Raw genomic sequence first — 26,974 nt, forward strand, 5'->3', positions numbered from 1 at the left:
GGGTAAGCCTTTGCCAGACCTTCTGCGAGAGGGACCTCGCAGTAGAGCCCCCATGGATGGGTTCACGGCGTGTCTGGCAAAGGCTTACCCGTAGCGCTGCCGCCCCGAGTTGCCCGAGCACGAACCCCGGAATTAAAACGTGGCACAAGCCAAATTAAAGATTGGAATTGCAGGAGCCGGCCTGATGGGCCGCCTTCTAGCCTGGCGTTTGTCTGAAAAAAGCCACCAAGTAACCCTGTTCGAATCCGGTAGCCTGGAAAAACCTGCGGGCGCCTGCCACACCGCCGCCGGCATGATCTCGCCACTTTCCGAACTGTTCCACTGCCCACTCCCAATCTACCAACTGGGCATGCAAAGCCTGCAGCACTGGCCAAGCTGGGTAACGCAACTGGAACAAACCACCGGCACCAATGTCGATTACCGCGAGAAGGGCAGTATCCTCATTGCCCACCCACAAGACCGCAACGAACTCCTGCAATTCCAGCAGGAACTCAACGCAAAACTGGGCCCAGAAAACCGCGACCAACTGCAATGGCTAGACAATAACGCCCTGCGAAATCTCGAACCCGAACTAGACCGCTTCGACCAGGGCCTCTACCTCTCTTCTGAGGCCGACATCGACAACCGCAAACTACTGCCAGCGCTGCACAAAGCACTCCAGCAAAACAACATCGAAATCCGCGAAAACACCCCGGTAGACTGCACCCCCGAAACTATCCAAACCGAAACCGGCAGCGAACACTTCGACCTGGTCATCGATACCCGCGGCCTCGGTGCCAAAAAACAGATCAGCGACTTACGTGGCGTCCGCGGCGAAGTCATGGTTGTAGAAACCCCGGAAGTGCAACTAAACCGCCCCGTGCGCCTGCTGCACCCCAGATACCAACTCTACGCAGTACCCAGAGCCAACAACCAGACCGTCATCGGCGCCACCGAAATCGAAAGCGAAGATATGAGCCCCATATCCCTGCGCTCCACCATGGAACTCTCCAGCGCCCTCTACTCGATTCATCCCGCCTTCGCCGAAGCCCGCGTGATCGAAACCCGCGTCAACTGTCGTCCGGCAACCATGGACAATCTGCCGGTAGTCGAAAGCGAGCCGGGCCTGATTCGAATCAACGGACTCTTCCGCCACGGCTACCTGCTAGCTCCCGCACTGGTAACCCAGGCCGAAAACGAAATTTCCAAATTAACCCAAGCGACAGAACAGGTGATCTGATGCAATTACTGGTCAACGGCGAACCCATCACTTTTGAAAGTGATCAATCATTGTCAGATTTACTGCAACAACTGGGCTATAGCGGTGAGACCTTCGCCGTTGCTTTAAACGGCGACTTCCTCCCCCGCGCCACTTACGAGCAGACAGCGCTGAACGCCGGCGACAGCCTGGATATCGTTGCCCCGGTAGTCGGAGGCTGAAAGGAGAGAGCACATGGCCGATAAACTGAAACTCTACGGCAAAGAATTCCATAGCCGCTTGCTGGTAGGCACCGCACTCTATCCGTCTCCCGCGATCATGCGCGAATCCGTCGCCGCCTCCGGCTCGGAAATCATCACCCTGTCCCTGCGCCGCCAGAATCCGGCACAGCAGCAGGGCAAAATGATCTGGGATTATATCCAGGAGTCCGGCTGCCAGTTGCTGCCCAACACCGCCGGCTGTAAAACCCCGAAAGAAGTCATCGCACTGGCGGAAATGAGCCGGGAAATTTTCGGCACCGACTGGCTCAAGCTGGAAGTCATCGGCGACGACTACAACCTGCAACCGGATCCCTTCGGCCTGATCGAAGCCGCGCGGGAACTGGTCAAGCGGGGCTTCAAGGTTCTGCCTTACTGCACCGATGACCTGGTGGTGTGCCGCAAATTACTGGACGTGGGCTGCGAAGTACTGATGCCCTGGGGTTCACCCATCGGCACCGGTCGGGGACTGATGAACAAATACAATCTGCAGACCCTGCGCGAGCGCCTGCCGGATACCCCGCTGATTATCGACGCTGGTATCGGCGCACCGTCCCAGGCCTGCGAAGCCATGGAAATGGGATTCGATGCGGTACTGCTCAACACCGCCATCGCCAAGGCCCAGAACCCGGTACTGATGGCGCAGTCCTTCAAGCTCGCCGTAGAGTCCGGCCGCGCCGCCCGCAACGCGGGTCTGATGCTCCAGCGCCAGACCGCCAGCCCCAGCACACCGACGCTGGATATGCCGTTCTGGCAACAGACTGTCAGTGCCCAAAATGGTGAGAAAAAAGGCGAAGGGGAAAAGGCATGAGCGGTACGGAACAAAGTCGTCCGATTGTATGGACCATTGCCGGCAGTGATTCCGGCGGCGGCGCGGGCATTCAGGCCGACCTGCTCACCATGCACGACCTCGGTGTGCACGGTTGCAGCGCCATCACCGCCAATACCGCCCAGAACACCCTTGGGGTACCGGCGATCAATGCGGTACCCGACGAGGTGCTGCAATCGCAACTGGGTGCGCTACTTGCTGATCTCAAACCCGCCGCCATCAAGGTTGGCCTGCTCGCAAACGCCGGGCAGGTTCGCCTGCTGGCGAAATTCCTGAGCTCGCTGAAATCCGCAGGCGAGAGCATCCCGGTGATCTACGACCCGGTGGCCGTTGCCACCAGCGGCGCGCAATTGACCGAAGACAGCACCGGCGCGGCCGTGCTGACGGATCTGCTGCCCCTGTGCGACCTGATCACACCCAACAGCATCGAGCTGGAATGGCTCGCGGGAACTGACATTGACAGCGCCGAGGCAGTTCTCGAGGCTGCGTATAAAGTGCGAGGCAATCACAGCGCTGCACTGCTGGTGACCGGTGGCCACTTTGAAATAGAACCCGGCACCACCGCAGACCTGCTGTGCTCAGGAGCCGGTGAGAGCGCTAGCAATGACTGGCTGATCGGCAAAAAAATCGATACGCCCAATGCCCACGGTACCGGTTGCACCCTGTCTTCCGCCATCGCGGCGTTACTGGCGTTGGGTTATCCACTGAAAGACGCCTGTGTGGTGGCCAACGCCTATGTGCGCCGCGGGTTGCGCCTGGGCGACTGCGATCATATCGGTGCGGGCCCCGGCCCGGTGGGGCACTGCGGCTGGCCCGCAGAGCTGCAGGACTTTCCCCAAGTGCTGGTTGCCGGCAGCGAGCGCGCAAAATCATTCGGAGTCTTCGATGAGAAAGCGGCGGCGACTTATGCCGCCGAGTTCGCGCAACCGGATTCTCATCAGCTCGGACTGTACCCGGTTGTGGAAACCGTGGAGTGGATCGAGAAACTGGCGGAACAGGGCGTGCGCACCCTGCAATTGCGTATCAAGCACCCGGGCAGCGATCTGAAAGCACAGATTGAGCGCGCCGTCGCCATCGGCCGCCGCTACGACCTGCGGCTGTTTATCAACGACTACTGGCAGCTTGCGATTGAGTGCGGTGCCTACGGGGTGCACCTGGGGCAGGAAGATCTGCAAACTGCAGACCTCAAGGCGGTCCAGCATGCGGGGCTCAAACTCGGCATCAGCACCCACGGCTTTTTCGAGCTGCTGTACGCTTACCAGTACCGGCCGAGCTACCTGGCCATCGGCGCCATCTATGCCACCAATACCAAGGATATGAGCGGCCAACTTCAGGGGCCCCAAAAGCTGGCGCGTATGGCGGCACTATTACCGGATTATCCGTTGGTGGCCATCGGTGGAATCAATCTTGAGCGGGCACCGGCAGTGGCCGCAAGCGGTGTGGGTAGTATTGCGGTGGTGACGGCGATTACCCAGGCCCCCGACTACCGCGCCGCTGTGGCACAATTGCGTGCAGTGATCGATCAATAGTCATTGATTAGCCAGAATACCGACCGAGAGAAGCCGAGCCGTGTTGAGTCGTAAACAGCTACAGCGTTACAGCCGCCAGATCATGTTGCCGCAGATCGGGGAAGCGGGGCAGGAGAAGCTGGGTGCTGCGCGGGTACTGATCGTTGGCCTCGGTGGCTTGGGTAGCCCGGCGGGGCTGTATCTGGCCGCGGCGGGCATCGGTGAGCTGCATCTGGTGGACGGCGACAAGGTGGAAATCTCCAATCTGCAGCGCCAGGTACTCTACAAAACCAATCACCGGGACAAGGACAAAGCCCAGGTGGCGGCGCAGCAGCTGACCGCTGCCAATCCGGAAATCCGCATTCAGGCCCACTGCCGCATGGCCGACGAAGGTTGGCTCACGGACTTGCTGTCCAAACAGCCATTCGACCTGGTACTGGATTGCACCGATAACCTCAATATCCGTCACACTATCAATCGCGCCTGTCGTACGCAAAAAGTACCTGTGGTAATGGCTTCGGTGCGAGGGTTCTCCGGGCAGCTGGTGAGCTTTGATTTTCGAGCGGAAGGTAGCCCCTGTTACGCCTGTCTGTTCCCGCCGGCAGCAGAGCAGAGCGATTTACCGGAAGCCGAGAACTGCTCCACCGTGGGTGTGATCGGACCGGCACTGGGCATGATGGGCAGCGCCCAGGCGCTGGAAGCGATCAAGCTGATTGTGGGTTTGCCGGTAAGCAGCCTGAATAAATTACAGCTATTCGAGGCGGCAAGCCTCGAGTGGCGTGCCCTGACCCTGCCAAAAAACAGCACTTGCCCTGCTTGTGGATAATCAGTACAACTGGCCCCCAGAAATAAACAATCGAACAAGAATGAGGGGCATATTTTGTCTGCACACACTTTTTCCCGCGCGTTTGCCGCGATCGTATTTAGCGCACTGGTTTTCGGTTGCACTGAAAAGTCTTCAGAAGTCGCGACGCCTGAACAACCGGCCCAGGAAGTCGCAGTTCAGGAAATGACGGATCAGGAAGTGGAGACGCAACCGGTCACAGAAGTGGACACCGTACATATTTCGCCGGAACTGCTGGAGACCTACCAGCAAACCTGTGGCGGTTGCCATGAGAAAGGTCTTGTGGGAGCACCCATCACCGGTGATGCGGAAGCCTGGAAGCCGCGTATGGCCAAGGGAATGGATATCATGGTCAAGCACGCCCGGGATGGCTTCAATGCAATGCCACCCGCCGGGCTTTGCTTCCACTGCTCCGATGAGGACTACGCCGCGCTGATCACCTACATGTCCACCGCAAAATAGTCCTGTAGGGCGCGGCCTGAAGCGCACATCTGCTGCGCCTTGCCTCTAGGAAAGGGGGCCACCCTGTCCGTCGAGGCAAGACACAACAGCTGCACGCTTCAGACCACGTCAAGAGTACTGTGGTTTGTTCGGCACCTGCTTGCGAACTCGCGATCAGCGGGCTGCAATTTCTACCGCGTTCAGTAACTGCGCATACTGACCGGTAATCACATTCATATTGCGCAGCATGATGTCGGTAGTGCCGGTGATCACATGGATCTGCCGGGCCTCCGACATCTGCATCTCTCCATCGAAGCCCCGACTGGCGTAACTCAGGTGGCCCTGGGTTTTCTGCAGATTGCGGGTGATATCCGGCGTGTTTAGCGGGCTTTCCAGCAGGAAGGTCAGTATCTGCTCGAATTCCGCCAGGTCCTCATACAGCAAGCGCGTGCCGTCGCTTCCCGCCACACCCCAATACTGGGCCACATAGTTTTTTGCAATGCGCTGGGACAGCATACGCTGGCGCCCGGATACATTTACCAGCTCGGCACTGCTGTGATTGGCCAGTGCCTGCAGGCGCATAACATACGTGTGAGCTGCCGGTAGCAGCGTGTTACTGCGTTGAAACAATTCGGCCGCGGTAAATTTTGTCACTGGCTGCCGGGCAATTTCTGCAAAGGCTTTCCATTCTTCCTGGACCAGTCGCAAGGTACTGGTGACCGGCGCCGCGAGCGCAAAATCGACGAGCTGGCCCAGGTTGCGCTCGAACTCCACCATGGAGCGCTCGAAAACCTGACGGTGCTTCTCCACCGATGGTTGCACCCCCTGCAGGATATAGGATTGGGTGATCCGCTGGGACAGCATGCGCTGACGTCCGGCGATATTGATGGCGTCACCCATACTGAAGCCGACGCTACGAATATCATTTGCTGTTTCCGGCTTGGCGGCGAAGACCTGTGAAGTGCCGAGTAGGAGCAACAGGAACAGGGGTAAGGTGTATTTCATACTCACTCTCCAGGCTGAGAAATGAATGAGAAAATAAAGTGATAGGAAAGAGGAAAAAGCCCCGGCCTTGCGGCCGGGTAAATACTCAACGAGTGATACAGGTTAAACCCTGTGAGTGGTTTCTTTCCGTTAGAATTTTGCTACGGCGGTGAGCCAGAGTTTGTCGGTGTCCACGCTGAAGTCGTCGGCACTGTATGCGCTGTATTTCATACTTAAGTTGACACCTGCCAGAGCTCCCGCAACCAGAAAGCCCGCTTCGCTGCCCAGTTTATCCATGCCGGATACCCCGCTGTCGTCGGAGCTCAGCTGATGGTAATTAAACGCAAACTTCACGCCGCCGAGGCTGGTGCCTACAGACAGGTAAACATCTTCAATACCGCCGGCAATGTTGCCGGTACCGCCGCCGAGGAACTTGTCGGTCCAGCCCTGGAATTTGTGCAAGGTGGCCAGCGGGGTAATGAACTGTCCGTCTGCGCCGTCGGCACCCAGCAATTCATAGCCACCGGAGATAGTGACGGTGCCCAGCTTGTAGCTACCTTCGGCCAGCAGGTAATCCGCATCGTAGTCTGCAGGGTTATTTGCCGCTGAGGACTGTGTGGCATATTCCAGCGCGTAGGAGAGACCACCCTGGCCACCGGCAAAGCGCACGCCGTAGGTGTCGGTTGAGAAAGCCGCGGCGTCTTCGTTGTCGATCAGGTAGGCGTAACTGCTCAGGGTACCGGCGGAAAGACCGGCGTATTTCCCGTTCAGCAGGTAGGTATCGTTGGTGTGATCACCCACCGGGCTGTCTTCACCAAAAATGCGGTTTACGTTGCTGACACGGGCCAGGAACAGGGTGGTATCGGCGAGGCTGGTATTGGTCACGCTGAAAGCATCGTAAGTCTGCTCGTTCTGGCGGAAGCCGACACCACCGACGAAGCGTTGATTGTCTAGCAGAATGCGCTGGCGCCCGTATTTGAAGGTGGTGGCACCGGTGGCGTAGGCGAGGTAGGCCTGGTTCACTTCGGTGCCTTCCGGGTCGCCGACACCACCTTCAAATTCAGTGATGTGGGTAACGTCGTCCATTTCGATCAGGGTGCTGAAACCCTCGTAGGCGGCGGAGGTGAAGGTCAGGCGGGTTTGCAGGCTGGTAAGGTCTACATCGCTACCGTTTACATCCACAAATTCCGAGCGGGCGCGGAAGCCCAGGGTTACATCGCCCTGAGACAGTGCGTCGGCGATACTGGTGACTTCGGGTGCCTGCTGCCCGGACATTTCCTGGGCAAAGGCGGGCGCTGTGGCAATGGCGCCAACGGTGAGTGCCAGCAGGTTTTTGCGCAGGGAAGCATGGGAAAATTGCTTTAGGTTTTTCATGTCGTTTTCCTGTTGCGGAGATTAAAAGTTGAGTCAGCAAGGCGCTGTAACATCAGGCTGCGTCTTCTAGCGCTTCTTTCTGCGTGTGGCCTGCTGTGGTGTTTTCTGTCGTCTGCACGGTTTTGGCAGCGGTTTTTTTGACGGGGACGTCGGGCTTACTGTGTCGTTCGTGCAGAAACTTCAGTACCTTGGAGCGATACTGGTTGTAGAGCGGGTCGTCTGCCAGTTCCAGGCGGTGGCGCGGGCGCTCCAGATCAACGTCGAGAATCTCGCCGATGGTGGCGGCGGGGCCGTTGGTCATCATCACAATGCGGTCCGATAACAATACGGCCTCATCCACATCGTGGGTGATCATGATGACGGTGTTGTTCAGCTCTGCCTGGATCTCCATCAGGGAGTCCTGCATATGCGCACGGGTCAGTGCGTCCAGAGCGCCAAACGGCTCGTCCATCAGCAGCACCTTGGGTTGCATGGCCAGGGCCCGGGCGATACCCACGCGCTGTTTCATGCCGCCCGAAATTTCACCCGGGCGCTTGTGCATGGCGTGGCTCATATGCACCAGATCCAGGTTGTGCTCGATCCACTCGCGCATTTCCGATTTGGATTGCGTTTTACCAAACACCTGCCTGACCGCCAGCTCCACATTCTCATAGGCGGTGAGCCAGGGCAGCAGGGAATGGTTCTGGAAGACCACCGCGCGCTCTGGTCCCGGTTCGATTACCTCTTTTCCATTCAGGATGACCCCACCGCGGGTGGCCTGGTAGAGGCCGGCAACCACATTCAGCACGGTGGATTTGCCGCAGCCGGAGTGGCCGATCAGGGAGACAAATTCCCCCTGGGCGATTTTCAGGTCTACATCCCGCAGGGCGGTAAACGGGCCCTTGGGGGTTGGGAATTCCATATCGATGTGGCTGATGTCGAGAAGTACGCTCATGGGTTCTTTCTCCGTAATTTAAATTCGTTCCGTTTTACGCTCGCGGACTGTCTTACTGATTGGCCGATTTGTCCCAGGAGACCACTTTCTGCAGGGCGAGCATGCCGCGGTCCAGCAGGAAGCCGATAAAGCCGATTACCAGTACCGCGGCCATAATGCGGGCGAGGGAATTGGAACTGCCGTTCTGGAATTCGTCCCACACAAACTTTCCGAGGCCGGGGTTTTGCGCCAGCATTTCTGCGGCGATCAGTACCATCCAGGCCACGCCCAGGGACAGGCGCATACCGGTAAAAATCATCGGTACGGAAGCGGGCAACACAATTTTCTGCACATGGCGCAGGGCCGGCAGACGCAGTACCTTGCTCACATTCACCAGGTCTTTGTCGATACCGGCTACACCCACCGCGGTGTTGATCACCATGGGCCACAGGCAGCACAGGGTGACGGTGATCAGAGACACCAGGAAGGATTTGGCCACCACTGGATCAGGTGTCGCGTATAAAGCGGAAACCACCATGGTGACCAGCGGCAGCCAGGCCAGAGGTGAAACCGGCTTGAACACCTGAATAATCGGATTGATGGCACTGCTCAGGGTTTTGCTGAGACCGATGGCGATACCCAGTGGGATGGCGATGGCGACGGCCAGCAGAAAGCCACTCATCACGGTTACCAGGCTGGTTACGATCTGGTCGAGGAAGGTTTCCTTGCCGGTATAGGCGCGGATCTTCGGCTCGTAGCCCGGGTCTTTCGCCACACGTTCTGCGTTGCGCTTTTCCTGGCGCTCGTAAAACGCCTGTTCTTTTTCCCGCGAACGCTGATGTTCGTCGTACAGGGAGTTGAACTGCTCCATTACGGCGGCCGGCCCTGGGAATTTACCCAGGGATGTGTCGATATTCTGTGCGGTAATGGACCACAGCAGCAGGAAAGCGAGGATGCCGGCCAGCGGTAGCGCGACCAGCCGAATGGCGCCGCTGACCAGGGTTCCGTTAAAGACTTCGCTCAGTTGCGGCAGTTTGAAGCCCGGTAATTTTTCGGCATTCACAGTGGTGGTATTCATTCCTGTTCCCTCTGCACACAGGTTAAGTTTTACAGCTTCTGTCCGGACTTCAGGCCAATGGGGAACTTCTCGATATATTCATTGGGATTCTGGCCGTTGTAGACGATGCCGTCGATAAAGTGGGGCTGCGGGTTGCGGAAGCCGTCTTCGGTATTGAAGTCCGGGAACTGCTCGGCAGAGGCCAGTTTTTCTTCAATCAGGGAATTGGCGGCGGCGGCATAGATGTCCGGGCGGTAAACCTTGGCTGCCAGTTCCTTGTACCACTCGTCCGGCTTGTCTTCAGAAATCTGGCCCCAGCGACGCATCTGAGTGAGGTACCAGATGGCATCGGAGTAGTAGGGATAGGTGGCGTTGTAGCGGAAGAAGACGTTGAAGTCGGGCACTTCGCGCTTGTCACCTTTCTCGTATTCGAAGGTGCCGGTCATACTGTTGGCGATCACGTCGTAGTCCGCACCCACATAGTTGGACTGGGACAGGATCTTCACGGCTTCCGGACGGTTTGCGTTGTTGTTCTCATCCAGCCACATGGCGGCGCGGATCAGGGCGCGGGTGACACGTACGGTGGTGTTGGGGTATTTCTCGGCGAACTCTTTGGTGATGCCGAAGACTTTTTCCGGATTGTCTTTCCAGATCTCGTAGTCGGTCACCACCGGAACGCCGATGTCCTTGAATACCGCCTGCTGGTTCCAGGGTTCGCCCACGCAGTAGCCGTAGATGGTGCCGGCTTCCAGGGTGGCCGGCATTTGCGGTGGCGGGGTTACCGAGAGCAGGGCGTCGGCATCAATCTGTCCTGAGGTGTCGCCCTTGTGCGGTGCGTAGAAGCCGGGGTGGATACCGCCCGCGGCCAGCCAGTAGCGCAGCTCATAGTTGTGGGTGGATACCGGGAATACCATGCCCATTTTGAAGGGCTTGCCATCGGCTTTGTATTTTTCCACGACGGGCTTCAGTGCATCGGCCTTGATCGGGTGCACCGGGCGGCCGTCTTCCATCTTGGGAATATTCGGCTTCATCTCTTCCCAGATGGCATTGGATACGGTGATGCCATTGCCGTTCAGATCCATGGAGAAGGGGGTGATGATGTCGGCTTTGGTGCCGAAGCCCATGGTGGCGGCAATGGGCTGGCCCGCGAGCATGTGTGCGCCGTCAAGTCGGCCGTCGATCACGCCGTCCAGTAGCACTTTCCAGTTGGCCTGGGCCTCGATGGTGACGTACAGGCCTTCGTCTTCAAAAAAGCCTTTTTCGTAGGCGATGGCGATGGGGGCCATATCCGTGAGCTTGATAAAACCGAAGGTGAGTTCTTCTTTTTCCGGATAGCCCAGTTCTTCCGCTGTAGCGGGTGTAATGCTGAAGCCCACGGCCAGTGCCAGCGAGGTGGCAAGTGTTTTAAACGGCTTGTTCCAGTTCATGATTATTTGCTCCAATTTTTAACGAGATATTTGGTCTTTTTTCTTCCGTTTGGAGCAGTCGATGCGGCGAGTGAAAAATTGCACCGCAAAAAAAAAGCGCTCACCAACATCCTGTCGCTAATGACGGGGTTGGTGAGCGCCTCTGCTCAAGGGCACACGCTTACGCGTTGCCAGACTGTTTTCTGTAAGGCCGTTGCCGGCTTAATCAATCAACGGAAATTATTCTATTTTGGCGATCTTTTCTGGTGCGGCGTCGTGCTGACGGAATTGATCGCTGTTGAATGTCGTATTGCAGGGTCCGTGCCAACTTTTCTGACGTGGTTGTGGGATGCGGTGTAGATCTCGCGTCCGGGATGTAAGGTGTTGGCAGGGGGAAAGAGCACATGAGGGTAACGTAAGTTGTTGTATTTCAATGTGCTTTTGTCTCTGTGCGAAGTATCAGGAAGTGTGTCAGGTGTGACCGTTGCCGTTTTTCACACAGTGGTAAGTCTTTTACTGTCAGGAGTTGTTTTTGACGCCGGAAGGGTGGTGATGTCGTCCGGCTGATGGCAAATCAGCGCGGGTTGCGATAGCGCGAGCACCTGCCAGAGTGCACATTCAGTGCGCGAACCGGGTTCGTTTTGGTGCGCAGGCATTACCGTGAAGCAACAAAAAAGGCCGGGTGTCGCCACCCGGCCTTTTCTGCAGCGTTTCTAATCCAGTGCTTCGGATCAGAAGCTGTAGTTCAGGCCTACACCTGCAATCCAGGCTTCAAGATTGGTGGTGCCACCGTCAAAGTAGGTGTTGAGTGCACCACCCAGTGCCGGTACCGGCAAGCTGGAGAATTCCTGAATGGGCGCGTCGTCACCCCAGATATAGGCGAGACCACCGTCGATGCTCAACTGATTGTTGAATTCGTAAGTACCGCCGAAGGTCACCCACTGGCGATCATTGTCCGGGATGGAGAGGGTGCGCCAGGTGATGTCGCGGCCCACCAGTTCGCTTTCTTCGGTGTAAAGACCGTCGCGAGCGGCACCCTCGTCATAGGCGTAGCCCATGCGCCAGGTCACTTCTTCGCACGGGTAGTATTCCAGGCCCACGCTGTAGCGCCAGCCGCTCTTGAAGTTTTCTTCCTTGATGTGCAGTGGGTTGTACGGCAGATAGGGCTCGCCGCCAACGGTCTGATCGGGGAAGAAGGCTTCCAGGCGTTCGAAGTCGTCCCAGTCGGTCCAGGTGGCGCCTACTGCCAGGCCCCACTCGTTGTTGAAGCGGTGGTAAAGACCAATTTCTGCGACATCTGGAAGGTCCAGGGTCAGGTCAGCAGGTTCGTTGTCGAACGTACCGATAATATTACCGGCGTTGTCCAAGGCTGGCAGAAGATCTGAATCGACATTTGCATCAAGCTTGGGATTGAACTCGCCTTGATAGGATATTCCGACGCGGGTGCGATCGGTAATGTTCCATAGAGCACCGATTGCCCAGCTGGTATCCCAGTCATTACCGTTGGCATGAAGGATCTTGGCATTGGAAAGTGATGGATCCACAGGAAAATCGTTAGGAACTTTGGTGTTCAGCGTGGCGTCCGCGTACAGAAAGTTTACAGATACGCCCACGCTGAATACGTCACGGTAGTTGTACGCCACAGACGGCGCGAGATTAACGGTCAGCAGTTCCGTTTTGTCGGAAATGTGCGTTACCAGCCAGTCGGAATCGAAGTCGGTTTCAAGACCGTAATCGGCGTTCATTGCAAAACCGAATGACCAACAGTCATCAAAAGGTACCGCAATGTAAGCGAATGGCACGAATGCATCGGTGGCGTAGTCTTTGGCCTGTTGGTAGAGCGGTTCAGTCAGAGGAAACTCGCCATTGGGCGTTTGGGCGAAAAACTGGGTGTAGCCTGCGGCATCGATATTTGGGTCAACGTAGTTGAAACCACCAGTGATGGTGATACGGTCGAACAGTGCTGAGCCTGCAGGGTTACGGGCGAGAATGGCGGCGTTGTCGCCGACGGTGTTTTCGGCGGCATAAGCGCGGCCAAGGCCGCTGACACTGGATTCCTGAAGTGCAAAGCCAGCAGCCATGGCGCCGCTGGATGCGGAACAGATTGCTGCCGCTAACGCGGCCTTGCGCAGAGTTTTGATAGTCATGAGATCCCACTCTTTTGCTGAAAATTATGCCAGCGGGAATTTGGCCCAATACTGGCGAAGAAGCTTTTCCAGAAAGTTTTTGCTTCAAGCAAACAAATTCCCAGTAGCTTGATTCTAGCAGTGCGAATTTTACGCACGGGGAGAATGCGACGACTTTATAGTGGCCTGTAGCGGAAAAATCTACGGGTTGTCGTAAATTTTTGTAGGAGATGTGAAAAAATTTTCTAATTATTTTTTTGCGCTGACTTCTTTCCCGTCGATGGATAATTTGGTCAGGGTGATCTGGTAGCTTTTGCCATTTTCTTCACGCTGCATCAGTTTTACCAGTGCGTAATTCCATTCCGGCGCAAACCAGATATTGGTGACGCGATCCGCATCTTTGCCACGCACTCGCTGAACCTTCACCGTTCTTACCTTGCCCATCGGGGTGTTGATGGTTTCTTCGCCCGCCACCTCAAACTCGTAGTCGCGAATTTTCTTGCCATCGGCAACCTGGTATTTCAGTGGCGTTTTTCCGCCGGCGACATCCATTGCCAGCTGCAGCTGGTAACTGATTTTGTCCTGAGTGTGGAGCGGGGCATTTTCGATGCTGCGGGATTTGTCGTAGATGTTCAGGATGCGTTTGCCACCGTCCTCAAAACTCAGCGCAGTGTGACGATCGCGGCCCAAACCGGATTTCTGATAGTCGTAGTGTTGTGGGGAGAGCTGCGTGCCCTGCTGTGCGAAGCGGGAGTACTCTTCGACCTTTGCGAACATGGAGTGCGCGGAGAAATCCAGGCGCCAACTTTGTGGGCTACCACTTAACTTGCGCTCGGCTTTAACCGCAAAGCCGCTGAACTCGGCTTCGTAGATGGCAGTAAAGGGAGTCAGTACCTGGGGGGCAGGTGGAGCGGCGGCACTCTGTTCACTTTCGGCGTGGCACAACAGACTGTAGAAAAGGGCAGAAACAAATAATGAAATTGAAGCAGTAACAGCGGCGATACGATTCAAGGGACAACCTCCGGCCTTATTTTCGACTTCCATACAGTGTGAGTCGGTTTCAGGCCGGAAGTGTAGTCCGCCTTACAACCGTTTTCCGCTGCGCGGTAGCAGCTCTCCATCCAGCTCGGCGCGATCGCCGATCATGCGCAGGCGGCCCTGGGCAAACCAGCTGGCCACCAGCGGATAGATTTTGTGTTCCTGTACCAGCACGCGCTGTGCAAGGGTTTCCGCGGTGTCACCGGCCTCAATGGGGACTGCGGCCTGCAAAATGGGTGGGCCGCCGTCCAGCTCCTCGGTAACAAAGTGCACGGTGGCACCGTGCTCCTCGTCGCCGGCATCCAGCGCGCGCTGGTGGGTGTGCAGGCCCTGGTACTTGGGCAACAAAGAGGGGTGAATGTTCAACAGGCGGCCACTGAAATGACGCACAAATTCCGGTGTCAGAATGCGCATGAAGCCGGCGAGAATCACCAAATCGGGCGCATAGCCGTCAATCAGCTTGACCATTGCCTGATCAAAGCTGTCGCGGTCGCTGAAATCCCGGTGGCTCAGCACCTCGGTGGGTACACCGGCGTTCTGCGCGCGGGTCAGCCCGTAAGCGTCGGCCTTGTTGCTGATGACGGCTTCCACGGAATAGTCGGCGTCACCGCCGGCCGCGGCATCGAGAAACGTCTGCAGGTTGCTGCCGCTGCCGGAGATGAGAACAACGGCGCGGCATTTCTGCGGTGGAGTTGATTTGTCGGTGGGCGACATGGTGCTGCTGGGCATCGGGGATTACAGGCCCGCCAGCTCGACAGCTTCGCCACCGTTAGCGGCTTCAATGCTGCCGACGATAAAGGCGTCTTCGCCCAATTGTTTGAGTTTGGCCACGGCTTTGTCGGCTTCGGCCGCGGGCACACAGATCACCATGCCCACACCGCAGTTAAAGGTGCGGTACATTTCGCGGCCTTCGATGTTGCCTGCTTCCTGGAGCCAGCGGAATACCGGTGGCAAGTCCCAGCTCTTGGTATCGATCACTGCACGGGCGTTGTCTGGCAGTACCCGTGGCAGGTTTTCCAGCAGGCCGCCACCGGTGATGTGGCTCAGCGCGTTGACCTGCACTTCCTTCATCAGCGCCAGCAGGCTCTTTACATAGATGCGGGTCGGTGCCATCAGTGACTCGGCCAGGGTTTTGCCTTCCAGGTCTTTGTTCAGGTCGGCACCGCTGATCTCCAGAACCTTGCGGATCAGGGAGTAGCCATTGGAGTGGGGGCCGGAGGCGCCGAGGCCGATCAGCTTGTCGCCGGTCTGGACCTTGCTGCCATCGATGATCTCGGACTTTTCCACAACGCCGACGCAGAAGCCCGCCAGGTCGTAATCTTCGCCTTCGTACATGCCGGGCATTTCCGCGGTCTCGCCACCCACCAGGGCCGCGCCCGCCAGTTCACAGCCTTTGCCGATGCCGGTTACCACGTCGGCGGCGATGTCCACATTCAGCTTGCCGGTGGCGTAGTAGTCAAGGAAGAACAGGGGCTCGGCACCGGCAACCACCAGGTCGTTCACACACATGGCCACCAGGTCGATACCGATGGTGTCGTGAATACCCAGATCCATAGCCAGGCGCAGTTTGGTGCCCACACCGTCGGTGCCACTTACCAGAACCGGCTGCTTGTAGCCGCTGGGCAGTTCGCACAGGGCGCCGAAACCGCCCAATCCGCCCATCACTTCCGGGCGCGTGGTGCGCTTGGCCACATGCTTGATACGCTCAACCAGGGCATTACCTGCGTCGATGTCGACACCGGCGTCTTTGTAGCTGAGGGAGGGGCTGGAGGAGTTCGGCTTGGAGTCGCTCATGGTTCAACCTGATAAGGGCCTAATTGGAAGGGCGCGTATTCTAGTAGAAAATTACCTGAATGTGCGAACTGAAGGCTGGGAGAAACAGCCGACACTGATACAATAGCCGGTAATTGACTGTCGGGGGTCCGTCTCCGGCGCAGGAACGCACCGTGTCATCGACCGCTGCCGGCCGTAATGCCCGGCCGAACCAGGTCTCTCCGGGCGTCAGATACATATAAAAGAGGTAAAAGGGGACTGAGAGCCAATGCCATTGACCATAACCCCCCGCGCACTGCTCTGTTTTGCGCTGTTGTTGGCAGTATTGTCGGCAATGTTGATGACCCCGCCCGCCAGTGCGCGGGTAATGCCGGATCTCTACGATGTGAGTGAGGCCGTTGCCAGCCGCGGCACAACCGACCGCACTGCTGCCACGGTGCGTGGCCTTGAGCGTGTTTTCGTGCGAGTCACCGGTGACCAGAACATCGCCAACAACCCCAAGGTCGCGCCAGTTCTTGCACAGTCCCAGAAGTTTGTGCAGAGCTACCGTTACGACAGCGACAACAACCAGTTGTACCTGCACCTGACCTTCGATCCGCAGGCGGTGAACGACCTGGTGCACAAGCTCCAGTTGCCACTGTGGCCGAACAACCGTCCGGGCACACTGGTGTGGATGGCGGTGGACACTCTGCAATCTGGCCGTGACACCCTGCGTCAGGAAGATTACCCCGAGCTTTTTGGGCTGCTAGACGGTCTCGCCATGGAGCGGGGCCTCCCCCTCGACTTTCCGGTCATGGACCTGAATGACCAGCGCAATATGCCCCTGGGCAGCCTGTGGGCCCAGGATGAGAGTGCGGCAGAGCGTGCCGGCGTACGCTATCGTCCGGATGCTACCCTGATGGGCCGCCTGTTACAGACCTCCGGGCAGCGCTGGCAGGCGAACTGGCTGCTGATCCACGGTGGCCGCAGCTACGCTTTTGATGCCAGCGGTATCTCCATGGAAGAAGTGGCCCTGCGGGGGGTGAATGAGGCAGCGAACCTGTTGGCAGAGCGTTACGCGGTGCACAGCTCCGATACCGGGGTGGCCAGTGCGGTTATGGTGGAGATTTCCGGCATTCGCAGCTTCGCCCAGTATTCCGATGCGACCAAATATCTACAGGGACTGGCCCAGGTCAGTAGTGCCGAGGTACTGGCGGTGGACGGTGATCGCCTAATGCTGGCGCTGACTTCCAGCACTCAGCTGCAGACCCTGCAAAATGTGTTGGCACTGAACCGCAATCTGCAACTGACGCGCGATGAGGGACTGGTTGACCTGAACGGTTATCGCGCGCCGCTCGGCAGCGCCCAGAACCCTCTGCGTTACAGCTGGCAGTAATAAACTGTGTCTGGTAGTAGCCAATCCGGCGGAGTTCCTCAGCAGTTACCCCTGGGTGTTTCCCTGAGGGACGACGCGACCTTCGCCAATTTTTTCCAGTCCCCCGATGACGGCAACCGCCAGGTCGTGGGTATGCTGCATACCTTTGCGTGCGGGCAGAGCCCCGAGCAGGTGGTGTATCTGTGGGGCGAGCCCGGAAGTGGCGTAACGCACCTGCTGCAGTCTGCATGCCAGGTCGCTGAGGCGAGCGGCCGAAGTTTCCAGTATCTCCCCCTGGTGGACCTGATCGACAACGACCCGGAAGCCATCGTCGAGGGGCTGGAGTGCCTGGATTTGGTCTGTATCGACGACCTGCAGCAGATCGAAGGGCGTACCGACTGGCAAACCGCCCTGTTTCACCTCTACAACCGCCTGCGAGACAGCGGCAAACAGCTGCTGCTGGGAGCGCGGCAGTCCCCCCGGGGATTGCCGCTGACCCTGGCCGACCTGAAATCCCGCCTGCAGTGGGGACTTACCTTTCAGTTACATCCCCTGAGTGATAGCGACAAGATTGCGGCACTGGTGCGTCGCAGCAAGCTGCGCGGATTTGATCTGCCGGAGGATGTAGCGCAATACATTCTGCACCGCGCACCGCGCAATACGCGCGCCCTGTTCACGCTGCTTGAGCAGCTCGATCGCGCTTCGCTCCAGGCTCAGCGCAAAATCACCATTCCCTTTGTCAAACAGGTGCTCAATATCTGAGTGCACCGTATCCATCGCACTGGCTGTCTACAGCGCCATTTTCGGGGGAAAAATGCCTGTCGAAACAGCGCGGCAGTGGCCAGCGCGGTTTTTGGATATTGAGTCCCTGAGCGGCGGGGCACGGCGCTCCGGACTCCGGGATACACCAACTATCGGGTTCCCGCTGCGGCGCGTTATTGCGGCTGTGTCGAAAATCCGATACTGCGTGATATACCAGTCGGCGTGCGCGATTCAGGCTGCCCAGTGGTTCCCATTCCCCCACTCCCCGCCAGGGGTTCATCGACAGGTTTTCGCAAAAGGCCTGTTGCGTCGCGTGGGTGAATTCCTGTGGCGGAATATGTATGCGCGCAACAGGAATAAACGGTGATGCCGATTCTTCCCAGATTGCCGTGCCGTCATCCAGGGGCATTTCTGACTCTGTGGCACCCTTCACTCGCGGCTGTACTAGAAAGTCGAAACAGGCACTTCCGGCTTCGAGGGCGCGGCCCATTTGTTCGGTAAGGTAATTTCCCCCTCTGTGTTCGTTGGCGCGTGCCCGCGAAAAATCGCTGCCAGCGCAGGGGCGTGTGGAAAACTTTAACGGTGTTTGGCCCAGGCGGTAGGGCAGCATGGAAAAGTACTGCTCGGCCAATGGGGTATCGATGGTGGATGATACCGTCTGGTAGGCCCGCCACATTTCTGTCGGGCGCAGGCGCGGCGGCCAAAGTCCGAAAAACCAACCGCTCCGGTCCAGCTTTGCCAGGTACTGCATGTTTTCGGCGTAGTCGAAAATGTTGCGATTAAAAAACGCCGGGGTGTTGGTCATGATGAAATCCTGGTTCAGGGTTTCATCCCGTCGTAACTCCGGAGCGATTGGTGCGCCGTCGGCATTCATCACCTTTATCGCCATTCCCCGGGCGTCCCCCTGGCCGTCGGGCTGCACCTGCATATCCCCATTGGAGAAACGGATCCAGGCCCGGTAACTGCGTCCGGGCGTAGAAAATACAGAGTGCTGAAAGCGCGCAGGGATATCGCCGTTAATCTCAAATTCGGCGCGCAGGCAACCGGTTGCCTTGGCGTGGGCATCGCGGCGGTAGTGATTTCCGTGCGCGGGACTGTTGAGCTTGTGAGCGGCTGCGGAAATTTCACGGGCCGACTGGATCGCAGAGGCAATGGCCGCTCGTTCGTCTGCGGAGATGTTCATTCCGAGGGTATCCAGTTCCAGTGTCGGGGGATCGGTAACCGGGAGCCCGGTATTCGCGGTTGGTTCACTTGCGAGAAGTGGCTGCGCGCACAGTGCCACCGCGGCGATCAAAATCTTATACGGCTTCACTGGCCCGCCTCCCCACTGTGGACACGGTCGGCCAGTAGCGGTTTGCTACTGTGGCGGTAGGGCTTGCACGCCTGCTCACCAATTGCACTGGCCGGTGGCTCGGGGTATTGGGCCCAATTCTGCGGATCTCCCCCGAGACGCTCAGAATAATCCGGGTTACCCATAATCTTCAGGTACTCGATGAGCGCCAGGCGTTCGCTCTCTTTAAAGCGCCTGCCGATACGCCCGGGCACATCTGCATCGGTGAACTGATGTCCGCTGTTGCTGTTGCCGGTTTCGCTTGTATCAAATTCAAAGTTACCCGGGCGCATGTCGGTAACGTAACCCAGTTTCTGTGGATTGAATTCCCGGTGGCCAACGCCAAATCGCACCGGTCGCGCTTCTTTGGGAGATAGCAGGTCGTATATGCTGGGAACCGATCCATTGTGTAAAAAGGGTGGCGTGGCCCAGACCCCGTGCAGTGGACGTGCTTTGTACGCCGCTTTGTTGACGATGCGGAAGGGTACGTTTAACCCGTCGTAGTCGGCGATTGCGTTGCCGTCACTGGAAATTTCGCGGTTTTCGTACAGTACCGGCACCAGCTTATTGATCAGTAGCTGCAAGCCATCTCCCGCGTTTACGCGACGGTTGCTGGCATCGTTCGGATCTGTCGGGTCGCGTGGGACCAGGGGGCCAGGATCGAAAGTGTGTTCAACAAAATTGTTCGCTGCGGTCGGGTCAGTGCCGATCACGCTGACATCAATCCAGGGGATGGCCCAGATGGACTCCCGCCAATCCTGGCGTACCGGGCGGTTATCTGCTCCGTAGTCCACCTGTCCGGACATATCCCATTGCCAGTTTACGTCGCGCTGGCTGGCCGGATTGTCGTCGGGGCCTGTGGCCAGCGCCCATTGATAGGGCTGGGAGATGTGGGGGCCATGGCAGTGGGCGCACTGATCGGCAAACAGGTCTTTACCTTCGCGGGCGCGGGCGATATCTATTTCCCCAAGCACATCTTCGGGCCACTTGGGTGGCCGCAACTTGCGCAGGGTAGTTTCAATACACTGCATTCCCTGCACATCAATCGTCGACTGACCGAATTCGCCTTCCGGTAACAGTGCCCCAGCTTCGTCGATCAGTTTGACCGGGGCCATAACGCCCAGGGCCTCTCCTACATTGCGGGCCATGGCCTGATTGGTAAACCCGGTGTATTGCACCCAGTCGAAGCGCCAGATGTCCCACAAAAAGGGGTAGCTGACCGGGGCGTTGGCCACTTGATAGTTCTGTTCAATTCCCAGGTTGTAGCCGAAGACCACGTTGCCGATTCGGCCCACCGCATCGGTGCGGCCGCGACCTTCTGCAACCGGGAAGTTTTTATCCCGGCCCGGTCCTTTGGCGAATTCGAAAAAGCGTTCTCGGAATGCGGAGAAATCTCTTCGCAGCTGCGCGCGCGCGTCTTTATCCTCGCCGGCGACCTCATCGGCGAAGCGGTTCCACTTCAACAGGTTGACCTGCATTTCAGCAGTAGTAGCACCGAGGGAGTGGATAAATTCACCGAAGTCGCTGGTAGACATGCCGTGAATAGCCTGGCCGCCGTCAATACGCAGGGCGGTGCCCCGGTAGTGCAGTTCGCCGGTATGGCAGAGAGCGCAGCCCAGGTCCAGACGCTGAGAATTGTCCTCGGGGTTCCTGTGGCTGCCCATTCCCACCGGGTAGACTGCGCCGGCATCGGACCTGGGGCTATGTGTAGGGTCGATGATAAAACCCCAGCCGCGCATGTTGTCTGCGCTCGCCAGTTTTTCTTTGGAAAAGGGAAGCTCCAGTGCCTGCAGCCAGGCGAAATGCAGCCCCTGGAGTTCTGTACCCTGGGGGGTATTGTAAAAAAGCTGGCGATCTTCAGCTGACCAACCCTGGTCCAGATAGCGCACCTCGACGATTTCTTCGCTGGTGATATTAGGTTCGAACAGCTTGTGCGCGAGCGTGCAACCGGTCAGTACCAGCCCGCCACCGGCAAGCAACCACAGGGGGAGTTTGAAAAGCCGAAAATCCATTTGCGTATTCCAGTCAGATCCAGTTCTTGTTGTTATCGCCAGCTATTCCCGCTTGCAGGCGCGGCACTATTGTAAATTGCGCTCGGTGAATTAAAAGAGCGCATAAAAGAAAAGCCGGGGCGTTACCGTCCCGGCTTGTCTCGGCTTTAGAAGTTCTTGGTTTCAGACTTGGGGTCAGTTTCCTTTTTTCTCTGCCACCCAGTTGTTTACCAGTTCCTCCAGTACATCCAGCGGCACAGCCCCGTTCGCCAGTACCACATCGTGGAATTCACGGATATCGAAGTCGTCGCCCAGGGCCTGCTTGGCATTTTCGCGCAGCTCCACAATCTTCATCATACCGATCTTGTACGCGGTGGCCTGCCCCGGCATCACGATATAACGCTCGATGGCTTTTACCACGTCCCCGTGGGGGTTGGGGCTATTTTCAGCCAGCCAGTCAATGGTTTCTTCGCGTGTCCACTTCTTGCTGTGCATGCCGGTATCCACGACCAAGCGGCAGGCGCGCCACAGTTCCATGGCGAGGCGTCCGAAGTCGGAGTAGGGGTCCTGGTAGAAACCGATCTCCTTGGGTACCAGCTCGGAGTAGAGTCCCCAGCCTTCGGTGTAGGCGGTGTAACCACCGAACTTGCGGAAGCTGGGTACATTCTCCAGTTCCTGCATAATGGACAGCTGCATATGGTGGCCGGGAATCCCTTCGTGGTAGGCCAGCGCCTCCATCTGATACACCGGCATGCTGCTCATTTTGTACAGGTTGGCGTAGTAGATACCCGGGCGTGATCCATCCGGTGCGGGGCGCTGGTAGAAAGCTTTACCGGCGGATTTTTCGCGGAACGGCTCTACCGCCTTCACGATCAGATCTGCTTTGGGCTTGGTGATAAACAGCTCGTCCAGGCGCCCCTTCATGGTGTCGATCAGAGCTGTGGCTTCATTCAGATAGCGTTGCTTGCCTTCTTCGGTTTCCGGGTAATAGAACTGTTCGTCGGTACGCATGAATTCGAAGAATTCCTGCAGGTTGCCTTCAAACTTCACCTTTTTCATGATCTCGCGCATTTCATTGTGAATACGCTCCACTTCCTCCAGACCTTTCTGGTGAATTTCATCGGCGGTCATATCGGTGGTGGTGTAGACGTTCAGGCGGTGCTGATAAAACTTGTCGCCATCAGGCAGTTTCCAGGCACCGTCGTCGGTGGTGGCTTTTTTCTCGAGCTCACCGAGGTAGCTGATCAGGTTTTCGTAGGCGGGTTTGACGCTCTCCAGCATGGCGGACTTCGCCGTTTCAATCAGCGCGGATTTCTCCTCATCGCTGATTTCCAGCTTGTCCACTTTGCCTTTAAAGTCGGCGTAGAGGGTGCTGTCTTTACCGTCGTCATACGGTGCACCGGTAATCAGGTTTTCCCCGTCACTGATAATGTAGGGGAATACGAATTTGGGAACGATCACACCTTTGTCGGCGCGCTCTTTCAGGTTTTCGATGAGCTGATCGAAATAAGCGGGCAAGCCGTTCAGGCGGGAGATGTAGGCCTCCGCATCGGAGACATCGCTAATCCGGTGTTGGTTGATCAGCAGCGATGCCACGCTGGTGTGAGCGGCGTACATCTGATTGACCGGGTAGGTGTGCAGGCGCCACTTCCAGCTTTCAATGTCCTGCTCCAGGTTGCGAACGGCCAGCTCAAGAGACAGGCGGGTGGCGTCGTCGAGCTGGTTCGGGTCAATTTTCTTCAGCGTTTCCAGTTGTCGCTTGTTGATCTCGTGGGTTTCTTTTTCAAAGCGCGGGGAAATGTCGTCCCACTTGCCGTAATCCTCTTTCATACCGAGGAATGTCTTGAATTCCGGGCTGCGTTTGAGGTGGGTCTGGAATTGCTCTTCAAATAGCTCATTGGTCTTGGCAATGACTTCAGCATTGCCTTCTGTTCCATTGACGCCGGATTGAGTATCGGTGGACTTATTCGTGGCTGGGGCTGCTTCCGTCGTTGCAGTGGACTGGGTCTCTGGCGTTTCAGCGGATTGTTTTTGGTCACAACCTGTCATGGCCAGCGCGCTTATGGCGGCTGCCAGCAGAGTCAACTTGAGCTTCATGGTGTTATCTCAGCGTCAGTGAATAATAAGGGCTTGGGCCCAGTGTTGTAACCAGAAGCGGCTGCGGTTGCAAATTTTACGGCGAGGCGGTCATTTTTTCGGCGCAGGGGAAGGGGGGAAGAAGCGACGGGCACAAAAAAGCGGGCCACCGGGGCCCGCTTTCGATGCACTGAGAAGATTCAGTGATCAGGCAAAGTTCTGGTTCACGAAGTCCCAGTTCAGCAGTGCCCAGAAAGCTTCCATGTACTTCGGACGCGCGTTGCGGTAGTCGATGTAGTAGGCGTGCTCCCAAACGTCACAGGTCAGCAGCGGAGTGACGCTGTCGTCGGTCAGCGGGGTTTCGGCATTGGAGGTGTTTACGATGGCGACAGAGCCGTCGGATTTCTTCACCAGCCAGGTCCAGCCAGAACCGAAGTTGTTCACAGCACTAGCGGTGAACTCTTCTTTGAACTTGTCGAAAGAACCGAAAGCCGCATTGATCGCTTCGGCTACTGCACCGGTGGCTGCGCCGCCGCCGTTGGGGCTCAGGCAGTTCCAGTAGAAGGTGTGGTTCCAGATTTGTGCAGCGTTATTGAAAACGCCACCGGAGGAAGACTTGATCACTTCTTCCAGAGTCTTGTCCGCTTCCGGGGTACCGTCCAGCAGGCCGTTCAGCTTGTCCACGTAGGTTTTGTGGTGCTTGCCGTAGTGGAATTCCAGAGTCTCTTTGGAGATGTGCGGCTGCAGCGCGTCCATAGCATAGGGGAGTTCGGGGAGAACATGTGCCATGTGATATTCCTTCCTTTGTCCGGGACCTGTACCGACCCAAGTACAGTAGCAGGTCAGTTATTGGTGGCACGCATTCTACACCCGCTTGATGTCATTATTAAGCCACTGGACAGACCAAAAACGATTCAAATGTCGTAAAGCTGCGGGTATCGTTCGCCATGTTTCGCGAATGATTATCAATGCCGGAACGGTCGCGGGCTGTCAGTGTCCTATTCTGATAACTGGACCCGCTTACTTTTTCGTCAATTTTTGGTATAACTGCCGCAGTTTTCATCCTTATTTTTCGCTCATTCACGCCGGGTGCCCAGCAGGTCACCGGCAGCGAGCCAACGCAGGACATCAGCATGCAACGCAGAGAGCCCACATTCGATGGCAGCAGTTCATCTTCTATGGACCCTCAGATCCCCAATGGCCCCATCGGTGGCCGCCGCCACGCGCCAGCCCAGCCGTCGGCGCCTGCACCCGTGGTGGAGCCGAGTAGTGGTGGTTCCTCTTTTCTGGCAATCGTCGCACTCATGCTGGCACTGGCCGGTCTGGGGGGGGCGGGTTTCCTGTATACCCAGTGGCAGGAAACCGCAGCTCAGCTGAAAGACGCGGATGCTCGCATCGTCCAGCTGGAGAAGCGCTTTGAAATGTCTGGTGAGGAGTCAGCGGCTTCGGTAGAGGTTCTCAACGCAAAAGTGAAAGAGAACTCCTCTGAGATCCGCAAATTGTGGGGCGTGTCTTATGACACCAACCGCAAGAGCATCGCTGCGAACAAGGCTACGGCAGAGGCTGCCAAGAAAGAGGTGGCCGCACTTACCAGTAAAGTGAAGGGCTTTGAGAGCAGCCTCAAAAAGGTTGCCGCGCTAGAGAGCGACATCACCAAACTGAAAGAGTCCACCGCGAGCGCGTCCCGCGAAACCAAAGACAAGGTGGCGAGCCTGGAGCGTCAGCTGAATTCAGTGCGAGCAGACCTGACCGCGCGCGTGGGAGCGAACGAAGAAGCCGTGCAGTCTATCGACAGCTATCGCCGCACGGTGAACAAGGACCTGGTCCAGCTGCGCGACGCGATTCGCAGCTTGCAGTCCAGTTCTGCCACCGCTTCCGCGCCCTAAAAAGGGGCGCTTTAAAGGAAGCTCGATTAGCGGCGACCAATGTCGCCGCTAATAATTCTCATTAATGATTACCGGCTCCCTCGAGTAAATTCTCACTGCCCTTCCTGTCGCCGAGCCCTACACCTCCTGTCAATTCGTGTAAAATCGCCGCCTTCGAGACGAGAGACAACCGGAGCCGGCAATGACGACAATCCGCCAGGACGACCTGATCGACAGCGTGGCCGACGCGCTGCAGTTCATTTCTTACTACCACCCTCAGGACTTTATCCAGGCCCTCAACAAGGCCTACGAGAAGGAAGCCAATCCGGCGGCGAAAGACGCCATGGCACAGATCCTGATCAACTCCCGCATGTGTGCACAGGGCCACCGCCCCATCTGTCAGGACACCGGCATTGTGACCGTGAAACTGAAAGTGGGCATGAATGTGCAGTGGGATGCGGAAATGAGCGTGACCGATATGGTCAACGAAGGTGTCCGCCGCGCCTACAACAACCCGGACAACGTGCTGCGCGCGTCCATTCTGGCGGACCCGGATGGTGCCCGTAAGAACACCGGCGACAATACCCCGGCAGTGATCCACTACGAAATCGTGCCAGGCGACAACGTCGATGTGTATGTTGCGGCGAAAGGCGGCGGCTCTGAAGCGAAGAGCAAATTCGCCATGCTGAACCCTTCCGACTCCGTCGTGGACTGGGTTCTGGAAATGGTACCTAAAATGGGCGCCGGCTGGTGCCCACCTGGCATGCTGGGCATCGGTGTGGGTGGTACCGCCGAGAAAGCGATGCTTTTGGCCAAGGAATCCCTACTCGACCCGATCGATATCCAGGATCTGCAGGAGCGCGGCGCCTCCAACCGTGCCGAAGAGCTGCGCCTGGAACTGTTCGACAAGGTCAACAAACTGGGTATCGGTGCCCAGGGCCTGGGCGGCCTCACCACCGTGCTGGATGTGAAAGTCAAAGACTTCCCAACCCACGCCGCCAACAAAGCCGTAGCCATTATTCCCAATTGTGCCGCGACCCGACATACTCACTTCACCCTCGACGGATCCGGCGCTGCGCGCCAGACTCCGCCGAAGCTGGAAGACTGGCCGGAAATCACCCGTGAAGCCGGTGGCAACACCCGTCGCGTGAACCTCGATGAAGTGACCGCAGAAGATGTACTGAACTGGCAGCCCGGTGACACTCTGTTGCTGAATGGCAAAATGCTCACCGGCCGCGACGCCGCCCACAAGAAGATGGTCGACATCCTTGCCAAGGGTGAAAAACTGCCGGTAGACCTGACCGGTCGCTTCATCTATTACGTGGGCCCGGTAGATCCGGTGCGGGAAGAAGTGGTTGGCCCCGCTGGTCCTACCACTGCCACCCGTATGGACAAGTTTACCCGCACCATGCTGGAAGAAACCGGCCTGCTGGGCATGATCGGTAAAGCCGAGCGCGGTCCAACCGCCATTGAGGCCATTCGCGATAACAAAGCGGTATACCTGATGGCCGTTGGTGGTGCTGCTTACCTGGTTGCCCAGGCGATTAAAGATGCCAAGGTCATCGCCTTCCCGGAACTGGGTATGGAAGCGATCTACGAATTTGAAGTGGAAGATATGCCGGTAACTGTTGCCGTGGACAGTAATGGCGAATCCGTGCACAACACTGGCCCGGTGATCTGGAAGCACAAGATAGAAGAGGGCGCGGTGTAACAAGCCCGCATCTTTTGGTTGAATGCAATAAGCCGGCTCCAATTTTGGAGCCGGCTTTTTTATTGCCTGCAGGTTTTTCCCGGAACTCAAGCCCTTTTCTCGAGAAATGCCGAGATCAGCAGCCTATGGCTTGTGTG

24 protein-coding genes are annotated in these 26,974 nt (G+C 57.4%); 11 read left to right on the forward strand and 13 right to left on the reverse strand.

The annotated features are described in order from the left end of the window. The first annotated feature begins 139 nt into the window (after positions 1 to 139). The 6 genes from thiO to ACYX4K_RS03215 are packed head-to-tail and all read left to right on the forward strand — an operon-like array spanning position 140 to position 5,098. The gene (gene thiO, locus ACYX4K_RS03190) at positions 140 to 1,219 is read left to right on the forward strand and encodes a glycine oxidase ThiO (RefSeq protein WP_475093549.1); all 1,080 of its coding nucleotides are present in this window, start codon (positions 140 to 142) and stop codon (positions 1,217 to 1,219) included. Further along, positions 1,219 to 1,419 (forward strand): sulfur carrier protein ThiS, encoded by a 201-nt coding sequence (gene thiS / locus ACYX4K_RS03195; RefSeq protein WP_475093548.1) that lies wholly within the window; start codon positions 1,219 to 1,221, stop codon positions 1,417 to 1,419. The genes thiO and thiS overlap by 1 nt, the downstream gene beginning before the upstream one ends. Before the next feature lie 13 nt (positions 1,420 to 1,432). Next, the gene (locus ACYX4K_RS03200; protein ID WP_475093547.1) at positions 1,433 to 2,266 is read left to right on the forward strand and encodes a thiazole synthase; all 834 of its coding nucleotides are present in this window, start codon (positions 1,433 to 1,435) and stop codon (positions 2,264 to 2,266) included. Beyond that, the gene (thiE, locus tag ACYX4K_RS03205) at positions 2,263 to 3,813 is read left to right on the forward strand and encodes a thiamine phosphate synthase (RefSeq protein WP_475093546.1); all 1,551 of its coding nucleotides are present in this window, start codon (positions 2,263 to 2,265) and stop codon (positions 3,811 to 3,813) included. The genes ACYX4K_RS03200 and thiE overlap by 4 nt, the downstream gene beginning before the upstream one ends. A 40-nt stretch (positions 3,814 to 3,853) precedes the next feature. Further along, the gene (locus ACYX4K_RS03210; RefSeq protein ID WP_475093545.1) at positions 3,854 to 4,618 is read left to right on the forward strand and encodes a HesA/MoeB/ThiF family protein; all 765 of its coding nucleotides are present in this window, start codon (positions 3,854 to 3,856) and stop codon (positions 4,616 to 4,618) included. A gap of 54 nt (positions 4,619 to 4,672) precedes the next feature. Next, positions 4,673 to 5,098, forward strand: a complete 426-nt coding sequence (locus ACYX4K_RS03215; protein WP_475093544.1) for a c-type cytochrome — start codon at positions 4,673 to 4,675, stop codon at positions 5,096 to 5,098. Positions 5,099 to 5,251: 153 nt separating this feature from the next. On the opposite strand, the gene ACYX4K_RS03220 is transcribed toward ACYX4K_RS03215, so the two are convergent. The 5 genes from ACYX4K_RS03220 to ACYX4K_RS03240 all read right to left on the reverse strand — a co-directional run bounded on the left by ACYX4K_RS03220 (position 5,252) and on the right by ACYX4K_RS03240 (position 10,832). Beyond that, a complete protein-coding gene (locus tag ACYX4K_RS03220) occupies positions 5,252 to 6,082 on the reverse strand; it encodes a type IV pili methyl-accepting chemotaxis transducer N-terminal domain-containing protein (RefSeq protein ID WP_475093543.1) in 831 nt (276 codons plus the stop codon). A 129-nt stretch (positions 6,083 to 6,211) separates the two neighbouring features. Continuing rightward, positions 6,212 to 7,435 (reverse strand): alginate export family protein, encoded by a 1,224-nt coding sequence (locus ACYX4K_RS03225; protein ID WP_475093542.1) that lies wholly within the window; start codon positions 7,433 to 7,435, stop codon positions 6,212 to 6,214. A gap of 52 nt (positions 7,436 to 7,487) precedes the next feature. After that, positions 7,488 to 8,369, reverse strand: coding sequence for an ABC transporter ATP-binding protein (locus ACYX4K_RS03230; protein WP_475093541.1), 882 nt, complete (start codon positions 8,367 to 8,369; stop codon positions 7,488 to 7,490). Positions 8,370 to 8,421: 52 nt separating this feature from the next. Next, positions 8,422 to 9,426 (reverse strand): ABC transporter permease, encoded by a 1,005-nt coding sequence (locus tag ACYX4K_RS03235; RefSeq protein WP_475093540.1) that lies wholly within the window; start codon positions 9,424 to 9,426, stop codon positions 8,422 to 8,424. A 29-nt stretch (positions 9,427 to 9,455) separates the two neighbouring features. Then, on the reverse strand, positions 9,456 to 10,832 hold the full coding sequence (locus ACYX4K_RS03240; RefSeq protein WP_475093539.1) for a CmpA/NrtA family ABC transporter substrate-binding protein: 1,377 nt from the start codon (positions 10,830 to 10,832) through the stop codon (positions 9,456 to 9,458). Positions 10,833 to 10,910: 78 nt separating this feature from the next. Here ACYX4K_RS03240 and ACYX4K_RS03245 point away from each other — a divergent pair, with 78 nt between their 5' ends. Then, entirely contained in the window at positions 10,911 to 11,171 is a 261-nt protein-coding gene (locus ACYX4K_RS03245; RefSeq protein WP_475093538.1) for a hypothetical protein, read from the forward strand. Positions 11,172 to 11,542: 371 nt separating this feature from the next. Here ACYX4K_RS03245 and ACYX4K_RS03250 read toward each other — a convergent pair whose 3' ends face one another. The 4 genes from ACYX4K_RS03250 to purM form a co-directional block, all read right to left on the reverse strand. Beyond that, on the reverse strand, positions 11,543 to 12,958 hold the full coding sequence (locus tag ACYX4K_RS03250) for an OmpP1/FadL family transporter (protein WP_475093537.1): 1,416 nt from the start codon (positions 12,956 to 12,958) through the stop codon (positions 11,543 to 11,545). Between the two features lie 228 nt (positions 12,959 to 13,186). Further along, the gene (locus tag ACYX4K_RS03255) at positions 13,187 to 13,948 is read right to left on the reverse strand and encodes a DUF3108 domain-containing protein (protein WP_475093536.1); all 762 of its coding nucleotides are present in this window, start codon (positions 13,946 to 13,948) and stop codon (positions 13,187 to 13,189) included. Between the two features lie 72 nt (positions 13,949 to 14,020). After that, positions 14,021 to 14,704: a phosphoribosylglycinamide formyltransferase gene (gene purN, locus ACYX4K_RS03260; protein WP_475093535.1), complete on the reverse strand. Its 684-nt coding sequence runs from the start codon at positions 14,702 to 14,704 to the stop codon at positions 14,021 to 14,023. 6 nt (positions 14,705 to 14,710) lie between these two features. Then, positions 14,711 to 15,769, reverse strand: coding sequence for a phosphoribosylformylglycinamidine cyclo-ligase (gene purM, locus ACYX4K_RS03265; protein ID WP_475093534.1), 1,059 nt, complete (start codon positions 15,767 to 15,769; stop codon positions 14,711 to 14,713). Between the two features lie 247 nt (positions 15,770 to 16,016). Between purM and ACYX4K_RS03270 the strand changes: the two genes are divergently transcribed. After that, a complete protein-coding gene (locus ACYX4K_RS03270; RefSeq protein ID WP_475093533.1) occupies positions 16,017 to 17,123 on the forward strand; it encodes a DUF2066 domain-containing protein in 1,107 nt (368 codons plus the stop codon). A gap of 6 nt (positions 17,124 to 17,129) precedes the next feature. Then, complete coding sequence (hda, locus tag ACYX4K_RS03275; RefSeq protein ID WP_475093532.1) at positions 17,130 to 17,864, forward strand: DnaA regulatory inactivator Hda; 735 nt, start codon at positions 17,130 to 17,132, stop codon at positions 17,862 to 17,864. Here the strand turns inward: hda and ACYX4K_RS03280 are convergent. The 4 genes from ACYX4K_RS03280 to ACYX4K_RS03295 all read right to left on the reverse strand — a co-directional run bounded on the left by ACYX4K_RS03280 (position 17,854) and on the right by ACYX4K_RS03295 (position 24,050). After that, positions 17,854 to 19,176, reverse strand: coding sequence for a catalase family protein (locus ACYX4K_RS03280; RefSeq protein ID WP_475093531.1), 1,323 nt, complete (start codon positions 19,174 to 19,176; stop codon positions 17,854 to 17,856). The genes hda and ACYX4K_RS03280 overlap by 11 nt on opposite strands. Then, a complete protein-coding gene (locus tag ACYX4K_RS03285; RefSeq protein WP_475093530.1) occupies positions 19,173 to 21,206 on the reverse strand; it encodes a di-heme-cytochrome C peroxidase in 2,034 nt (677 codons plus the stop codon). The genes ACYX4K_RS03280 and ACYX4K_RS03285 overlap by 4 nt, the downstream gene beginning before the upstream one ends. Before the next feature lie 174 nt (positions 21,207 to 21,380). Then, on the reverse strand, positions 21,381 to 23,282 hold the full coding sequence (locus ACYX4K_RS03290; RefSeq protein WP_475093529.1) for a DUF885 domain-containing protein: 1,902 nt from the start codon (positions 23,280 to 23,282) through the stop codon (positions 21,381 to 21,383). 186 nt (positions 23,283 to 23,468) lie between these two features. Further along, positions 23,469 to 24,050, reverse strand: coding sequence for a superoxide dismutase (locus tag ACYX4K_RS03295; protein ID WP_475093528.1), 582 nt, complete (start codon positions 24,048 to 24,050; stop codon positions 23,469 to 23,471). 344 nt (positions 24,051 to 24,394) lie between these two features. On the opposite strand from ACYX4K_RS03295, the gene ACYX4K_RS03300 reads away from it, so the two are divergent. Further along, positions 24,395 to 25,147 carry a hypothetical protein gene (locus ACYX4K_RS03300; RefSeq protein ID WP_475093527.1) on the forward strand — a complete coding sequence of 251 codons (753 nt, stop codon included), beginning with the start codon at positions 24,395 to 24,397 and terminating at the stop codon, positions 25,145 to 25,147. A 181-nt stretch (positions 25,148 to 25,328) separates the two neighbouring features. Beyond that, positions 25,329 to 26,837, forward strand: coding sequence for a fumarate hydratase (locus ACYX4K_RS03305; protein WP_475093526.1), 1,509 nt, complete (start codon positions 25,329 to 25,331; stop codon positions 26,835 to 26,837). Positions 26,838 to 26,974 lie beyond the last annotated feature (137 nt).

Source organism: Microbulbifer sp. ABF4_107, from assembly GCF_056312215.1.

What these genes read in the sequence shown, in the direction of transcription:
- purN (WP_475093535.1), bottom strand. Translation starts at nt 14,704, where the DNA reads ATGCCCAGCAGCACCATGTCGCCCACCGACAAATCAACTCCACCGCAG.
- ACYX4K_RS03220 (WP_475093543.1), bottom strand. Translation starts at nt 6,082, where the DNA reads ATGAAATACACCTTACCCCTGTTCCTGTTGCTCCTACTCGGCACTTCA.
- thiE (WP_475093546.1), top strand. Translation starts at nt 2,263, where the DNA reads ATGAGCGGTACGGAACAAAGTCGTCCGATTGTATGGACCATTGCCGGC.
- ACYX4K_RS03250 (WP_475093537.1), bottom strand. Translation starts at nt 12,958, where the DNA reads ATGACTATCAAAACTCTGCGCAAGGCCGCGTTAGCGGCAGCAATCTGT.
- ACYX4K_RS03200 (WP_475093547.1), top strand. Translation starts at nt 1,433, where the DNA reads ATGGCCGATAAACTGAAACTCTACGGCAAAGAATTCCATAGCCGCTTG.
- ACYX4K_RS03225 (WP_475093542.1), bottom strand. Translation starts at nt 7,435, where the DNA reads ATGAAAAACCTAAAGCAATTTTCCCATGCTTCCCTGCGCAAAAACCTG.
- ACYX4K_RS03305 (WP_475093526.1), top strand. Translation starts at nt 25,329, where the DNA reads ATGACGACAATCCGCCAGGACGACCTGATCGACAGCGTGGCCGACGCG.
- ACYX4K_RS03300 (WP_475093527.1), top strand. Translation starts at nt 24,395, where the DNA reads ATGCAACGCAGAGAGCCCACATTCGATGGCAGCAGTTCATCTTCTATG.
- ACYX4K_RS03270 (WP_475093533.1), top strand. Translation starts at nt 16,017, where the DNA reads ATGCCATTGACCATAACCCCCCGCGCACTGCTCTGTTTTGCGCTGTTG.
- ACYX4K_RS03240 (WP_475093539.1), bottom strand. Translation starts at nt 10,832, where the DNA reads ATGAACTGGAACAAGCCGTTTAAAACACTTGCCACCTCGCTGGCACTG.
- purM (WP_475093534.1), bottom strand. Translation starts at nt 15,769, where the DNA reads ATGAGCGACTCCAAGCCGAACTCCTCCAGCCCCTCCCTCAGCTACAAA.
- ACYX4K_RS03295 (WP_475093528.1), bottom strand. Translation starts at nt 24,050, where the DNA reads ATGGCACATGTTCTCCCCGAACTCCCCTATGCTATGGACGCGCTGCAG.
- ACYX4K_RS03285 (WP_475093530.1), bottom strand. Translation starts at nt 21,206, where the DNA reads ATGGATTTTCGGCTTTTCAAACTCCCCCTGTGGTTGCTTGCCGGTGGC.
- ACYX4K_RS03235 (WP_475093540.1), bottom strand. Translation starts at nt 9,426, where the DNA reads ATGAATACCACCACTGTGAATGCCGAAAAATTACCGGGCTTCAAACTG.
- thiS (WP_475093548.1), top strand. Translation starts at nt 1,219, where the DNA reads ATGCAATTACTGGTCAACGGCGAACCCATCACTTTTGAAAGTGATCAA.
- ACYX4K_RS03230 (WP_475093541.1), bottom strand. Translation starts at nt 8,369, where the DNA reads ATGAGCGTACTTCTCGACATCAGCCACATCGATATGGAATTCCCAACC.
- ACYX4K_RS03290 (WP_475093529.1), bottom strand. Translation starts at nt 23,282, where the DNA reads ATGAAGCTCAAGTTGACTCTGCTGGCAGCCGCCATAAGCGCGCTGGCC.